We start from the raw sequence: 13,771 nt of genomic DNA, 5'->3' as shown, positions 1-13,771 counted from the left end.
CAGCTTCTGGTCAAGGAGCAGGGTGTCGGGTGTCGGCAACGTCAGCAGTGGCCGCCGGAGGTAAAGGTTCCAGGCATCTGGTTTAGGGAAGGCTTTCATTTGATGAGCCAGAGGTGCTAGCTCGACGCCACCCGGAAATGGAACGACTCCCGAGATCTCGAGAGCGCAGCCGCTTGGGAAGATTTGGCTGCCGAAGTTTAAGGGCACATCCAGCGGGAGAACCCGACTCTTAACTATGGCATGCCCGATGATCCGCCCACGATCACGAGCTGGGTTACCCCAAGCTGTGCGAGTCGAGTAGATATAGAGCCCATCTCCCGGGGCCAGGGCGGCAACTTCCTTCCTGGGGGTTGGGGGGAAGGCCATTCTCTGCTCTCGTAGAACCCAAGCGATGGCATCACGATCTCCGAGTATGAGGAGAAAGGTCCGTCGCATAGGGCGAGGGTACCTCCAAGGGCAGACATCGTTCCCGGTTTTGGGACTCTGTTGCTCGTGCAGGCTGGGCGACCTGCACGGCAATCGCTAGCAGCCGGTTGACGCGGAGCGACGGATTCTGGGCTGGCTTACCTGTCCAGTCTGGGGCAGCGACGAGACAGCGACCTCCAGTCAGCGGAGCCTCCAGGGATGATGGCGGAGGCGAGCCGTTCGACCCGGTCGGCAAGTTCGACGTAGGCGGCTTCGAACGCTTCGTCGGTGTCCACACGGACCGGGTCCGGGACAGACCAGTGCAGTCGTGCGGGCATTGGTCCGGTCAGTTCCTCATGGGCGCTATCGCACACAGCAACGACAAGATCATCAGCGCGGACAACGTCGGCGACGCCGGCTGTACCGGTCGGGTCAAGGTCCAGGTGGTAGCGGTGAGCCACCGCCATCGCGCGGGGGTGGACCCGGGCCGCCGGCCTCGTGCCAGCCGACGCGACGGCGCCGTTGGTGCGGCGCTTCCACAGCGCAGCGGCCAGCTGTGAGCGGGCGGAGTTGTAGGTGCAGATGAATACCACCCGACCGACCTCGACGAGGCGCGGGGCGGCGAGGGTGGCAAGGGCTTCCGGACGGAGCCGGAGGTAGGTGCGGCGAGGGCTGCCCTCGGAGCGGCTCTTCGACACGAGGCCAGCATCAACGAGAACCTTGAGGTGGTAGGCGGCCAAATTTGCCGGCATGTCGAGGGCGCTGGCGATCTCCCCCACCGAAGCGTCGCCCAAGGCGAGCGCGTCAGCCATGGCCAGGCGGGCTGGCTCGCCAAGGGCGGCGTAGACCCGGGCCCGCTCGGCCAACGACGAGCGCCCAACGTTCATCGGCTTAACCTTCGCTGGGCCGTCGTGAAGTGTCAACCTCAAGCAAGATCGAGGCGAGCAGCCAGTTTCCTTGGACGCCTCTCTTGGAGGAGACCCTTGACATGACTCCTAGAAGGACTACCTTGGCTACATGACGAACCTCGATCTCCCCCGACTGATCCCAACGGGCACGTGCTGGTGTGGATGCGGCAACGAGACAGGGATCGGCTCGTTCTTCGCGCAGGGTCACGACAAGATTGCCGAAGCGGCCCTTGTGGCTGCCGAATATGGCGGCCAGGTGGCCCAACTCCTACACAAGCATGGCTATAGCCCCGGGCGGTCAGTCATCCACGAGGCCGTGAGCCGTAACAAGTGGGTGTCTTGCCCTAAGGCCGGCTGCTGGTACAAGGGCGCTGAGGCAAGCGTCAACGGCCACCGGCGAAAGTACTCCCACTAACCCGTCTCACGGCTTTCCGCGCAAACGATCGGGGAAGCTGATCTTCCGATCCGCTAAGTGACCAACAGCGTGGTCGTTGTGCAGCCCTAGCAGAGCAAGACCGACACCATCAGAGCTCCGACGGGCCGACCGGCCCTCTGACCCGGCCCACCAAGGCGGCCAGCAATCGCCTCGCCGGCAATCCATAGCTGGGCTCCAAGCTGTCCGCTCGGCGCAATGCCCCCGCGGCTTCGCCGGCAGTGAAGCTCTAGCCCCTAGCCTCTTACAACCCTCACCGTACGATGGGAAAACGATCATGGCGAAGGCATCCGAGAACGGCCGATACGTGGAACTCACGGTCCGGGTCTGGTACGACCTAGGCACAAAGCGCGTTCACCTCACGTCCAACGACCCCGACTTGCCCAAGGCTGGCATCCACACCAACCTCAAGCCGGAGTCGCAGGCGGACAAGAGCGCCCGGGCGCTATTGGCGAAATTCGGCAAGCTCCCGGAGGGTGTGGAGTAGGGCGTGACGCGAGAGCAGCCAAGCCGGAGAGCATTCGCGAACGATCACGGACGGGGACACCACGCTGGCCGCGAGGAGCACGCTGTGGACCAGCACTCGGGGATCGTGATGCGCAGGTCGGCGGTTGCACGCCGCGAGCTCCGCGTAGCGGCAGCCCACCCTTCAAAGTCCTCGAAGTAAGGTGCGTCTGTGCGCCAGTTCACCCCTGGATACGCCGCCGACCTTCGCTCTGAGCGGAAGCGCCTCCGAGACTGGTCGAGCTATGAAGGCGACTTCGAGGGCGCCGCCGCCCGAGTGGTAGCCCGGCTCACGGGTGAGTACGTGGTGCTTCAAGATGACGGCAGCGCCGACGGTATGCCGGATCTCCGGATCGAGTACCTGGACGGTCGGACCGCGTACGTTGAGATCACTCAGGACCTAGACGAGGCCTACGCCGCTCTCGGCAGCGAAGTGCTCAAGCGCCAGTTCCAGATGGCCGCCCCAACTCTGGGAAGGGTCTGGTGGGTCACTCTGGCAGCAACGGCGCGAGTCGGCAGGTTGGAGCGATCATTACCGCTGATCCTCGAAAAGCTCGATGCAAGCGGCGACACGTTCGAGATCGCCGTGTTCGACCAACGCCTCGAACAACACCACAGCGCCGATGTTCGCCTGCTCGCCGCGGCGGGGGTGGTACGGCTGGCGTCGAGGACGATTAGGGCAGCGGAGACGCCGGTGATCCACATTGCCGCCGAGGGGATCGGTGGTCCGGCGGAGTTGGACTGGGCCCTTTTTGGCGACTACCTTGCCTCGTTCGTCCGCGATGAGCGACGGCTCGATGTCCGGCGCAAGCTGGCGACTACGGGATCCGATGAGCGGCACGCCTTCATAGGCTTCTCGTTCAGCACGCCATGGCTCGCCTGGCATGCACTGGACAAGGACTACAGCGAGCTGCCGACGGAGCCTCCGCACCTACCGACAGAGATCACCCACCTTTGGGTGTGGGCCTACCCGCTCGGGCGATGCATCGCGTGGTTCCCCGACCTTGGATGGTTCGACCCACGCAGCCGCTGGGCTACAGGGTAATCGCGGCTGATTCCCCCAGCGGTGCTGACCGCGAGCGCCCCCACCAGATGGCAGCGACCGATAGTTCACGTCCGCACCCTGAACCGGCCTGGGGCGCTGACGGAACGGCTGCTGGCAGCAACGCCACCAGACTGACGAGCACTGGCACGGACAGAAATCCGAGAGAACAGCCGTTGCCGGACGTGTACGGACGCGATGCACAGAGCTTGTAAGCGAGGCGTCAGGCAGCGAGGCAGCGAGAAGGCAGCACGAGCGTCGGCAGGGGTCGACCCTGAACGCGAACCACCGGCGTCTTGCACCTGCTCGCCGACGCGGGCTGCCACCATCTGGCACCGGCCGACAGCTTGAGACCGCATCCCCCCGACGGGGGTCGTCCCTTTGCGCGGTGAGCGTTCCGCGTCCAGCTCAGGGCGCGTATCCGGGGTCGGCGACCGCCTTGGCGATCCGGGTGAGCCAGTGCAGATCATTGGCCCGGGACTCCGCACTGACCCCGGGACTGAGGATGCCGCCCAGAAACACGGCCACGTCGTCGAGGTGCCGCTCGCCGCGGTAGTAACTCAGCAGGACCGGATCCGGCTCCAGCGCCCCATAACCTTCCCGGAAGAGTTCGGCCCGGTGCGGGTTGATCGGGTGGTCGCCGAAGTCGGCGCTGTAGACGAACATCAGGTCCCGCTCGCGCGGCGCGAGGATCGGCGCGTCCCAGTCCACGACGTGCAGCGGACCGTCGCCGTCGGCGATCAGATTGCCCGGATGGATGTCGGCGTGGCAGATGACGTGCCGCCCTCGCGTCACGCGCGACGCCAGCTCGTCGACAGTCTCCGCCAATCGATTCAGCGCGGCGCCGTACCGGTCCCAGAAGGTGCCCAGAACCTCGCTCGTCGCGGCCTGCGAGCCGAGGGCCCGCAGCCGCTCGCCCGCGCTCGACCGGTACGTCTCAGCCGGCAGGGCGGCGGCGACCTCCGCGCTCGGCGTGAGCCGGTGCAGCCGGCCCAGGAACTCGCCGTACTCGATCCACTGGCGGTCGGTGAGGCCGCGGCCCCACAGGCTGCCGCCGTCGTGGAACGGGTAGAGCAGTAGTCGATAGTCCCGGAATCCGCGCCCGGTCCCGCCCTCGGGGAGGTCCAGCGGCGCGACCACCTGCCGAAGACCCTGCGCGCGCAGAAGAGAGGGCAACAGGACGGCGGCCGGGGTGAACTCGCCGCGACGCACCTTGAGGAAGTAGCGCCTGCCGTCGGACGTCTCCACCCGGTACGCCCATGCGTGCCCGTCGAGACCGACCGGCATGAACGCCAGCTCGGTGACGTCCACCGACCATGCGTCGGCGACCTCGGCTGCCAGCACCCGCTCGTCGATGTCCGGCTTGTCGATCACCGGACGGAGCGTCGCAGCCGCCGGTCGGGCGCGGCAAGGGAGTTACCGGATGACCGTGCGCAGCGTCTGCCGGGCCGGCTCGAAGCACACCAGCCCTCGACCCCCGTTCGTCGGTCACGACCCACGGATGACCGACGTACGTCTGCTGCCGGTAGGACTGCCCGGGCCGGAGCACCGCGTACTGCTGTCGCCGGCCCTCCGGCACATAGCAGATCAACCGGGTCACCGAGGTCTGTCCACAAGGCCCTCGGTTGTCCACAGGGCACCGGTCTCGCATCCCTCGGCCGGGCAGGCTCACCCCCGGCACGTCCGAGTCCGACCGATGGAGGCCGCCATGCCGCCCCGTACCCCGCTCCCGCCGTACCGTCGCCTGCCCCTGCTCGTCACCTCCGACGGCGACCTCCTCGACGAGCTGTTGCGACTCGCGGCGGCCGGCGGCACCGAGGTCGAGCTGGCGGCCGATCCGGCCGCCGCCCGGGCCCGCTGGGCGCCGGCGCCGCTGGTCCTCATCGGCGCCGACCAGGCGGCGGCCTGCCTGCGGGCACGCCTTCCCCGCCGCGCCCGCGCGGTCCTGGTCGCTCGCTCCGGAGAGCTCGACCCGGGTACGGAGTTGGCCGAACTCATCGGCGCGGAGCACGTCGCGACGTTGCCGGCGGCCGAGCCCTGGCTGGTCGACCGCTTCGCCGAGTGCGTGGCCGGTCCGGCCGGCCCGGGTCAGGGCCGGGTGGTGGCGGTGCTCGGCGGCCGGGGCGGTGCCGGAGCCAGTGTGCTGGCCGGTGGGCTCGCCGTCAGCGCGGCCCGGTCCCGGCTGCGGACGCTGCTGGTCGACGCGGACCCGCTCGGTGGCGGTCTCGACCTGGTGCTCGGGTGGGAGCAGCTCGACGGGTTGCGCTGGCCGGAACTGGCCGGCACGGACGGGCGCGTCGACCCGCCGTCGCTGATCCGTGCGCTGCCCAGCCGAGGCGACCTGGTGGTGCTCTCCTGGGACCGGGGCGACCTGCGGCACCTGCCGGCCGAGGCGATGGCCGCCACGGTGGACGCGGGGCGGCGAGGGCGGGACCTGGTCGTGCTCGATCTGCCCCGGCACCTCGACGACGCCGCGGTGGTCGCACTCCAGGCCGCCGACCGCGCGCTGCTCGTCGTACCGGCCGAGCTGAGGGCGGCAGCCGCGGCGGCCCGGGTCGCCGCCGTGGCCGCGCCGCACTGCGTCGACCTGTCGGTCGTCGTGCGCGGCCCGGCACCCGGTCGGCTGCGTGCGGCCGAGGTGTCCCGGGCACTGGGGCTTCCGCTCGCCGGCACGCTGCGACCCGAGCCGGGACTGTGCCGTGGGCTGGAGCGGGGCGAGGCGCCGGGCGCGAGCGGGAAGGGGCCGCTCGCCGCGCTGTGCCAGCGGATCGTGGACGAGCTGGTCGGGTCGTCCGCAGCGGGTGCGGCGTGACCGCGTCGGCCGACCCGGCAGAGCTGGCCGCCCGGGTCCGGCACCGGTTCGCCGCCGAGGCCACCCCGGTCACGCCCGCGGCGATCGTCTCCGCGGTACGCGCCGAACCGGCGACCGCGGTGCTCGGTGACACCACGCTGCTGCGGATCGCCGACCGGGTCCACGACGACCTGGTCGGCGCGGGTCCTCTGGCTCCGCTGCTCGCCGACCCGCAGGTCACCGACGTACTGGTGAACGGGGTGCGGGTCTGGGTCGACAGGGGACGGGGACTGCGTCAGGTCGCCGTGCCGCTGGGCACGCTCGACGACGTACGCCGGTTGGCGCAACGCCTCACCGCGGCCGCCGGTCGCCGGCTCGACGACGCCTCCCCGTACGCCGACGCGCGGTTGCCCGACGGCACCCGGCTGCACGCGGTGCTGCCTCCGGTGGCTACCGACGGGCCCTACCTGTCGCTGCGTACCTTCCGGCAGCGGCCCTTCACCCTCGACGAACTCGTCGACCGGGGCACAGTTCCCCGGCCGATCGCCCCGCTGCTCGCCGCTTTCGTGACAGCCCGCCTCGCGTATCTGGTCAGCGGCGGCACCGGCTCCGGCAAGACGACGCTGCTCAACACGCTGCTCGGGCTGGTGCCGGGCACCGAGCGGATCGTGCTGGTGGAGGACGCCGCCGAGCTGCGCCCGGTGCACCCGCACGTGATCGGCTTGCAGGCGCGGACGGCGAACGTCGAGGGCGCCGGTGCGGTCGGGCTCGGCGACCTGGTCCGGCAGGCGCTGCGGATGCGGCCGGACCGCCTGGTCGTGGGCGAGTGCCGGGGCGCCGAGGTGGTCGACCTGCTCGCCGCCTTGAACACCGGTCACGACGGTGGGGCGGGAACGCTGCACGCGAACGCCCCGGCCGACGTTCCGGCCCGGCTGGAGGCGCTCGGCATGCTCGGCGGCCTGCCCCGGCTCGCGCTGCACGCTCAGGTCGCCGCCGCGTTGCAGGTCGTCCTCCAACTCCGCCGCACCGGCGAGGGGCGCGTACTGGACTCCATCGGGCTGCTGCTGCCCGACGGACCCGACCGGGTGGTCACAGTGGTTCCGGCCTGGACGCGCGGCCGAGGGCTTGCCCCGGCGGCCCAGCTGCTCGCCGGCCTGCTGCGGGAGCGGGGAACGCCGGTGCCGCCGATCCTCCGGGCGACCTGGCCCAGCCCGGCGGAGCCGTCGTGACCGGCCACCTCTGGCCGGCGGTGCTGCTCCTGGCCGCCGCGGCGGTCGCCGTCGCCTGGCCGGTCCGGGCCGGTCGTGCCCGGCGGCTGGCGGTCCTGGGCACTGCGGGGACCTCGACCGAGCCGGCGAAGGGTGCCGGTTCCCCGGAACCGCCACGACGTCCGCTCGACTCCGGGCCAAGGGCGTCCGCCAGGCCGCCCGGCCGCGGCCGGGAAGGGAGCCGACCGGGTGCCGGGCATCCGACACGACGATGGAGACACCTCGTGCCGGTGACACCGTCTCCGGCGTCGGCTCCTGCGCCGGCGCTCTCCGCGGGGCGCGCGCTGCCGGTGGCGGCACTGGGTGGCGCCGTGACGGGGGCGCTGCTCGGTGGCCCGGTGGCCGCCTTGGTGCTTGCCATCTACGCCGTGCTCGCGGCCCGGGCGGTGCTGCGCCGGCGTACCCACCGGGTGGCCACCCTGGCGCACCGCGGCGATCTCGACCGCCTCGCCGCCGTCGCCGCCGACCTGCGGGCCGGGCTGCCCGCCGGCAACGGTGCCGACGACGGCCCGGGACGCGTCGCGCGGCTGGCCCGGGCTGCCGGAAGGCTGGCCGACCGGACGGGTGCGCCGCTGGCCGATCTGCTGGAACGGATCGAAGCCGACGCCCGCGCCGCCGACCGGGGACTCGCCGCTGCCGCCGCCCAGGCCGCCGGGGCGCGGGCGACCGCCTGGCTGCTCGCCGCGCTGCCGCTCGGCGGGATCGGACTCGGCTACAGCATCGGGGTGGACCCGGTGGCGGTGCTCCTGCACACGCCGGTGGGTGCCGGCAGCGCGGTGGCGGCAGTCGTGTTGCAGGTCGGCGGGTTGCTGTGGGCCGAGCGGCTCGGTGCCACGCCGGGGCGGGCCGCCTGATGTCACGGCAGGTGCTGGCCGCCGTCTGCCTCGGCGGCGCCGCGTCCCTCCTGGTCGTCGCCGGTCCGGTCGTCCGCCCGGCCCGGCGGCTGCGGCGGCTCGCCCCGGCGCCGCGGCCGGACCGCCCGGCGTGGTGGCCGGATCGGGTACGCCTCTGCGCGGCGCTGGCCGGGATCGCGGTGGCGGTGATCGTCAGCGGTGTGACGGGCGTGTTCCTCGGGCTGCTGTGCGGTGTCGCGGCCGACCGTCTGCTGCGCCGGATCGAGCCGCGCGCAGCCCGGGAACGGCGGCTGCGGGAGACCGCCGACCTGCCGCTGGCCGCAGATCTGCTGGCCGCCGCGCTGCGGGCGGGCGCGCCGGTCGACCGCTCGGTGCTCGCCGTCGCCGAGGCGCTCGGCGGGCCACTCGCGGACCGGCTCGGTCGGGTCGGCCGGACGCTACGGCTCGGCGGCGGCCCCGGCGAGGCGTGGGCGCACCTGGACGGCGTCACCGGGGCCGAACCCGTGGTCGCGGCGGCGGTCCGCTCGTCGAACAGCGGCGCCGCACTGGCTCGCGCGCTGACCCGGCTCGCCGACGATCTGCGTGCCGAACGGTCGACCGCTGCCGAGGCGGCGGCCCGCCGCGCGGGCGTGCTCATCGTGCTGCCGCTCGGGCTGTGCTTCCTGCCCGCCTTCATTCTCGCCGGTCTGGTGCCGGTGATCGTCGCCGTCCTCGGCGACGTGCTGTGAACAATCGAGAAGGGACGTACGAATGCGCAAGCTCCTCACCCGCCTGCGGGGTGACGCCGGCATGAACACCGCCGAGTACGCCGTTGGCACCCTCGCCGCTGTCGCCTTCGCCGGGATCCTGCTGAAGGTGCTCACCTCCGGCAACGTGCAGTCCGCGCTGACCGCCGTCATCGACCGGGCCCTGAAGTGATCGCGCGCCGGCGGGCCGGCCGTCGCGGTCGGTGGCTCCACGCACCAGCGGTCCCGCTCGGCGCGTCGACCGAGCCCGGTCTGATCCTGGGTGCGGCCGGCCTCCGGGCCGGCTCGGTGTGGCGCCGGTGGCGTTCGCGCGTCGCGTGCGAGCGGGGCTCCTTCACCGCCGAGTTGGCGGCCGGCCTGCCGGCGCTCATGCTGCTCCTCGTCGCCGGTCTGACCGCGGTGAACGCGGTGGGTACCCGGGTCGCGTGTGTCGACGCGGCCCGGGAGGCGGCTCTCGCCGCGGCCCGGGGCGAGCCCGGCACCGTCGCCGGAACCCGGTACGCCCCGGACGGCGCCGAGGTGGCTGTGACGGTGACAGGCGATCGGGTGACGGCGACGGTGCGGGCGCCGGTACGGACGTTCGGCACGCGGCTGCCTCGCCTGGTCGTGTCGGGGGAGGCGGTGGCCGCAGTGGAGCCGGGCGCGCCCGGCCCGGTGCCGTGAGAGCCGGCGTGCTCGTGGAGAGCCGGGAGCGCAGGACGTCAGCCGGCGGTACGCCTCAGGCCGACCGGGGCGGCGCGACCGTGTGCCTGCTCGCGATCGGGCTGGTATTCGTGCTGGTCGGAGTGTTCGGCGCCGCGCTCGGGGCCGCCCGGTGCGCGCGGCATCAGGCCCGAAACGCGGCGGACTTCGGGGCGCTTGCCGGTGCCGGACAGGTGCTCGACGGAGCCGACGCCGCCTGCGCTCGCGCCGCCGACCTGGTCTCCGCCAACGGCGGCCGGATGACCGGGTGCCGGGTCGACGGACTGGACCTGATCGTCACGGCGCGGGTACGTGTCGCACCGCTGCCGGGCCTGACCCGGGACGCCGCCGCGACGTCCCGGGCCGGCCCGGCCCGGTCCTGACGGGCGGAAGCCGGGCCGAGACCGGAAGCGGGCCGAGATCGGAAGCCGGGCCGGAACCCGAAGCCGAGCCGGGACCGGGAGCAGGGACCTAGTCAGGACGAGGCCGGAGCCCGGCTCAGCATTGCGAGCCGACGAGCAGGGTCAGCGGGACTGGAGAGCGTCCAGTCCGACCGCCATGGCGATCACCAGCCGACGGTCGATCTGCGGGTGATGGATCTCCACCGAGTACCGGTCCCGCAGGCCCCACTTCCGGTCGACCGAGAACACCGGCTGGCCGCCGGCCATGAAGTCGAAGTGGTACGGCAGCCAGGAGAGCGAGTCGACGAACCGGCGCAGCAGCGCGACCGGCAGGCTGCGCTCCTGCCCGGTGGCGGGCGGCAGACCGGGCTGCTCGACGTGCCAGGTCGAGCGCAGCAGCGACTGGGCGAAGTCCTTGCGGAACAGCCCGATGGGGTTGCCCGCGTGATCGGTCACGTCATAGGTGGCGCCGAGGTCGAGCCGCTGGCGGGCCTTGAAGCCGAGGAGGGGGTACTGCTTGGAGTCGTCGGTGTAGATGGTCACCTGCTCCTTGAAGGCGAGCCGCTTCTGCTGCGCGAACGCGAGCAGCCCACCTTCGGAGCCGTCGGGCGCCACCGAGTGCACCTCGTACTGGTTGACCATCATCCGGATCCGCTGACGGATGATGAACCGGTGCTGGGCCTGCAGGTTGTCGGGCGACATCTGATCTCCTTCGAGGGGTCGCCGGAGTCTTGCACAGCAGGCCGACCACCGCTCGCCCGCTCGCACCCGGACGCCGCTACGCCGGCACACCGGGCGAGGCGCAAGGTCAGCACGGTCAGCGGCCGCCGTCGACCGTGGCCTTCATCGCCCAGCTGTTCAGCACCTGATGGATGCCGCGCAGACGTTCGTTGATCTGTTCGAGCCGTTCCGCCTGGGCAAGCGTGGCCATTGCGGTGCCCAGCGCTATCTGCTGGTCGGGGGTGAGGTTTTCCTGGTCGATGGTGTAGAGCAGCTCGACGGTCTCGGCGATCGTGTCGGCCACGGCGGCACCTCCGGCGGGACGGGTCTCGGGTCACCTCTGCGCTACCGGAAATGATGCATGGAAGCGCTCCCATACATCAATGCCCCGACCACCCCACGCTCATGCACCCGTCCCACCAACCAGACACCCCTGGCACCGGAAAGGTCAGGAACCACCCGCGGCCGGGGCCGGGCGGGCCACCCGGTCGCCCTGCCGGGGCAGCGCCCCACCCCGCCCCGCCTCGGGTTCCTGGCCGGCGTCCGGGGACGGGACTCCGCCCGCGTACCCGGCCGTGGCGAGGTTGGTCAGCACCACGTCGAGGACCTTCACCGCCTCCGCCTTGGCCAGCGGGTTGTTGCCGTTGCCGCACTTCGGGGACTGGACGCAGGACGGGCACCCGGTCTCGCACCCGCACTCGGCGATCGCGTCCCGGGTGGCGCGCAGCCACGCGGCGGCGGTGCCGTACGCCCGCTCGGCGAAACCCGCGCCGCCGGGGTGGCCGTCGTAGACGAAGACGGTGGGCGCCTCGGTGTCCGGGTGCAGCGCGGTGGACAGCCCGCCGATGTCCCACCTGTCGCAGGTCGCCATCAGCGGCAGCAGGCCGATGGCGGCGTGCTCGGCGGCGTGCAGCGCGCCCGGTACGTCCGCCGCCTCGACACCGGCGGCGGTCAGCGACTCGGGGGAGAGCGTGAACCACACCGCGACGGTGCGCAGTTCCCGCGCCGGTAGGTTCAGCGGACGGGTGTCGATGACCTCACCGGTGGCGATGCGCCGCCGCTGGTACGACACCACCTGGCTGGTCACGTCCACCTCGCCGAGGAACAACCCGACCGGTCCGGCGTCCACGTACGAGCGGACCGACACCACCGACAGCGAGGTGACGTCGCGGGCGTGGGTGGACCAGTCCGGCTCCTCGGCGTGCACGAGCGCGCACCCGTCGGCCAGGTCGAGCGAGTCGACCACGTACGAGACGCCCTGGTGCAGGTAGACCGCGCCGGTGTGCAGCAGGAAGTGCGCCGACCCGCCGTCGACGGTGCCGAGCAGCCGGCCGGTGGACTCCTCCACCACGCACACCGGTGCGCCGCCCTCGCCGCGCAGGTCGACCTCGGGGCGTTCCCGGTGCCGCCAGTACCAGCCGGTGGGCCGCTGCCGCAGCGCCCCCGCCTCGACCAGCGAGTCCACCGCCTCCTTCGCGCCCTCCCCGAACAGGTCCAGGTCGGCCGGGGTGAGCGGGGACTCGTGGGCGGCGCAGGCGAGCTGCGGCGCGAGCACGTACGGGTTGGCCGGGTCGAGCACCGTCGCCTCGACCGGCCGCCCGAACAGCGCCTCCGGGTGGTGCACCAGGTAGGTGTCGAGCGGGTCGTCCCGGGCCACCAGCACGGCGAGCGCCTCGTCGCCGGAGCGCCCGGCCCGCCCGGCCTGCTGCCACAGCGACGCGCGGGTGCCGGGCCAGCCGCAGATCAGCACCGCGTCCAGCCCGACCAGGTCGACGCCGAGTTCGAGCGCGTTGGTGGAGGCGAGGCCGAGCAGGTCGCCGTGCAGCAGCGCCCGTTCCAGCTCGCGGCGTTCCTCGCGCAGGTAGCCGGCCCGGTAGGCGGCCACCCGGTCGCCCAGCCCGGGCACCGCCTCGTCCAGTGCCCGGCGGGCGTTCGCCGCCACCACCTCGGCGCCCCGGCGGGACCGCACGAACGCTAGCGTGCGTACCCCCTCGACGACGCTGTCGGCGAGCAGGTCGGCGGTCTCCCGCAGCGCGGAGCGCCGGACCTGGACGAGATCGGCGTCGACGGACGAGTCGGTGGAGGGCAGCAGCGGCGGCTCCCAGAGTGCGAACGTCACCCCGCCGCGCGGCGAGGTGTCCTCGGTGACGGCCGTGACGGGCAGGCCGGTGAGCCGCCCGGCCGCCGTCGCCGGGTCACCCGAGGTGGCGGACGCCAGTAGAAAGACGGGGGTACGCCCGAAGCGCGCGCACTGCCGCCGCAACCGCCGCAGCACGTGCGCGACGTGTGAGCCGAAGACGCCCCGGTAGGTGTGGCACTCGTCGACCACCACGTACGCGAGCCGGCGCAGGAACCCGGACCAGTGGGCGTGCCCGGGCAGGATGCCGTGGTGCAGCATGTCCGGGTTGGTCAGCACGAACCGGGAGTGCCGGCGGATCCACTCCCGCTCGGCGCGCGGTGTGTCTCCGTCGTAGGTGGCGGGGCGTACCCCGTCGAGTTCGAGACCGGCGACGGCGCGGAGCTGGTCGGCGGCGAGCGCCTTGGTCGGCGCCAGGTAGAGCACGGTGGCGCGCGGGTCGGCGAGCAGCGTGCTCAGCGCGGGAAGCTGGTACGCCAGGGACTTGCCGGACGCCGTGCCGGTGGCGACCACCACGTGCCGGCCCGCGTACGCCAGCTCGGCGGCCTCGGCCTGGTGCCGCCACGGGGCGACGACGCCGCGTCGCGCGAACGCCGCCCGCAGTTCCTCCGGCGCCCAGCCGGGCCACCCGACCGGCTCGCCGGCGCGGGCCGGGACGCGTTCGACGTGGGTGACCGGGTCGGTGGCGTGACGCAGCTGCAGCCGGCGCAGCAGCTCGCCCGGAGCACGTCGCGGGCCGGGGCTGTGGTCGGTCACGTCCTGCACTCTCGCACTGGTGTTCGGAATTGGGAACCGCAGGGTGGGGGTATGGGGAGGGCGTGGCCGGTGACCGAGGGGGCCGCACGGGGAGATGGTTAGATGCCCAGGAGAGTTTACCGAGG

General features: G+C 72.3%; 14 protein-coding genes. 9 read left to right on the top strand and 5 right to left on the bottom strand.

The features are described 5' to 3' along the window. Positions 1-563: 563 nt before the first annotated feature. Positions 564-1,292: a helix-turn-helix domain-containing protein gene (locus Q3W68_RS06320; protein ID WP_302904528.1), complete on the bottom strand. Its 729-nt coding sequence runs from the start codon at positions 1,290-1,292 to the stop codon at positions 564-566. A gap of 731 nt (positions 1,293-2,023) precedes the next feature. Here Q3W68_RS06320 and Q3W68_RS06315 point away from each other — a divergent pair. Beyond that, complete coding sequence (locus Q3W68_RS06315) at positions 2,024-2,233, top strand: hypothetical protein (RefSeq protein WP_302904527.1); 210 nt, start codon at positions 2,024-2,026, stop codon at positions 2,231-2,233. 189 nt (positions 2,234-2,422) lie between these two features. Then, positions 2,423-3,295: a hypothetical protein gene (locus Q3W68_RS06310; protein WP_302904526.1), complete on the top strand. Its 873-nt coding sequence runs from the start codon at positions 2,423-2,425 to the stop codon at positions 3,293-3,295. A gap of 405 nt (positions 3,296-3,700) precedes the next feature. Here Q3W68_RS06310 and Q3W68_RS06305 read toward each other — a convergent pair whose 3' ends face one another. Next, positions 3,701-4,666 carry a phosphotransferase enzyme family protein gene (locus Q3W68_RS06305; RefSeq protein WP_302904525.1) on the bottom strand — a complete coding sequence of 322 codons (966 nt, stop codon included), beginning with the start codon at positions 4,664-4,666 and terminating at the stop codon, positions 3,701-3,703. A 334-nt stretch (positions 4,667-5,000) separates the two neighbouring features. Between Q3W68_RS06305 and ssd the strand changes: the two genes are divergently transcribed. From ssd to Q3W68_RS06270, 7 genes are all read left to right on the top strand, one after another. Beyond that, a complete protein-coding gene (ssd, locus tag Q3W68_RS06300) occupies positions 5,001-6,104 on the top strand; it encodes a septum site-determining protein Ssd (protein ID WP_302904524.1) in 1,104 nt (367 codons plus the stop codon). Further along, positions 6,101-7,312, top strand: a complete 1,212-nt coding sequence (locus Q3W68_RS06295; protein ID WP_302904523.1) for a TadA family conjugal transfer-associated ATPase — start codon at positions 6,101-6,103, stop codon at positions 7,310-7,312. Before ssd ends, Q3W68_RS06295 begins: the two co-directional genes overlap by 4 nt. After that, the gene (locus Q3W68_RS06290; protein ID WP_302904522.1) at positions 7,309-8,205 is read left to right on the top strand and encodes a type II secretion system F family protein; all 897 of its coding nucleotides are present in this window, start codon (positions 7,309-7,311) and stop codon (positions 8,203-8,205) included. Before Q3W68_RS06295 ends, Q3W68_RS06290 begins: the two co-directional genes overlap by 4 nt. Next, entirely contained in the window at positions 8,205-8,933 is a 729-nt protein-coding gene (locus Q3W68_RS06285; protein ID WP_302904521.1) for a type II secretion system F family protein, read from the top strand. The genes Q3W68_RS06290 and Q3W68_RS06285 overlap by 1 nt, the downstream gene beginning before the upstream one ends. Before the next feature lie 22 nt (positions 8,934-8,955). After that, the gene (locus tag Q3W68_RS06280) at positions 8,956-9,123 is read left to right on the top strand and encodes a DUF4244 domain-containing protein (RefSeq protein WP_013283643.1); all 168 of its coding nucleotides are present in this window, start codon (positions 8,956-8,958) and stop codon (positions 9,121-9,123) included. 116 nt (positions 9,124-9,239) lie between these two features. Beyond that, positions 9,240-9,614 (top strand): TadE family type IV pilus minor pilin, encoded by a 375-nt coding sequence (locus Q3W68_RS06275; RefSeq protein ID WP_302904520.1) that lies wholly within the window; start codon positions 9,240-9,242, stop codon positions 9,612-9,614. 8 nt (positions 9,615-9,622) lie between these two features. After that, on the top strand, positions 9,623-10,015 hold the full coding sequence (locus Q3W68_RS06270; RefSeq protein ID WP_302904519.1) for an Rv3654c family TadE-like protein: 393 nt from the start codon (positions 9,623-9,625) through the stop codon (positions 10,013-10,015). Between the two features lie 141 nt (positions 10,016-10,156). On the opposite strand, the gene Q3W68_RS06265 is transcribed toward Q3W68_RS06270, so the two are convergent. From Q3W68_RS06265 to Q3W68_RS06255, 3 genes are all read right to left on the bottom strand, one after another. Then, entirely contained in the window at positions 10,157-10,735 is a 579-nt protein-coding gene (locus tag Q3W68_RS06265) for a hypothetical protein (protein ID WP_302904518.1), read from the bottom strand. 115 nt (positions 10,736-10,850) lie between these two features. After that, positions 10,851-11,057, bottom strand: coding sequence for a hypothetical protein (locus Q3W68_RS06260; RefSeq protein WP_013283647.1), 207 nt, complete (start codon positions 11,055-11,057; stop codon positions 10,851-10,853). 144 nt (positions 11,058-11,201) lie between these two features. Then, positions 11,202-13,646, bottom strand: a complete 2,445-nt coding sequence (locus Q3W68_RS06255) for a DEAD/DEAH box helicase (RefSeq protein ID WP_302904517.1) — start codon at positions 13,644-13,646, stop codon at positions 11,202-11,204. Positions 13,647-13,771 lie beyond the last annotated feature (125 nt).

It is taken from the genome of Micromonospora sp. C28ISP2-4, from assembly GCF_030519385.1.
Taxonomy (GTDB): domain Bacteria; phylum Actinomycetota; class Actinomycetes; order Mycobacteriales; family Micromonosporaceae; genus Micromonospora; species Micromonospora tulbaghiae.
Note: the sequence above shows the minus strand (reverse complement) of the source record. Positions and strands in the feature narration are given on the sequence as shown.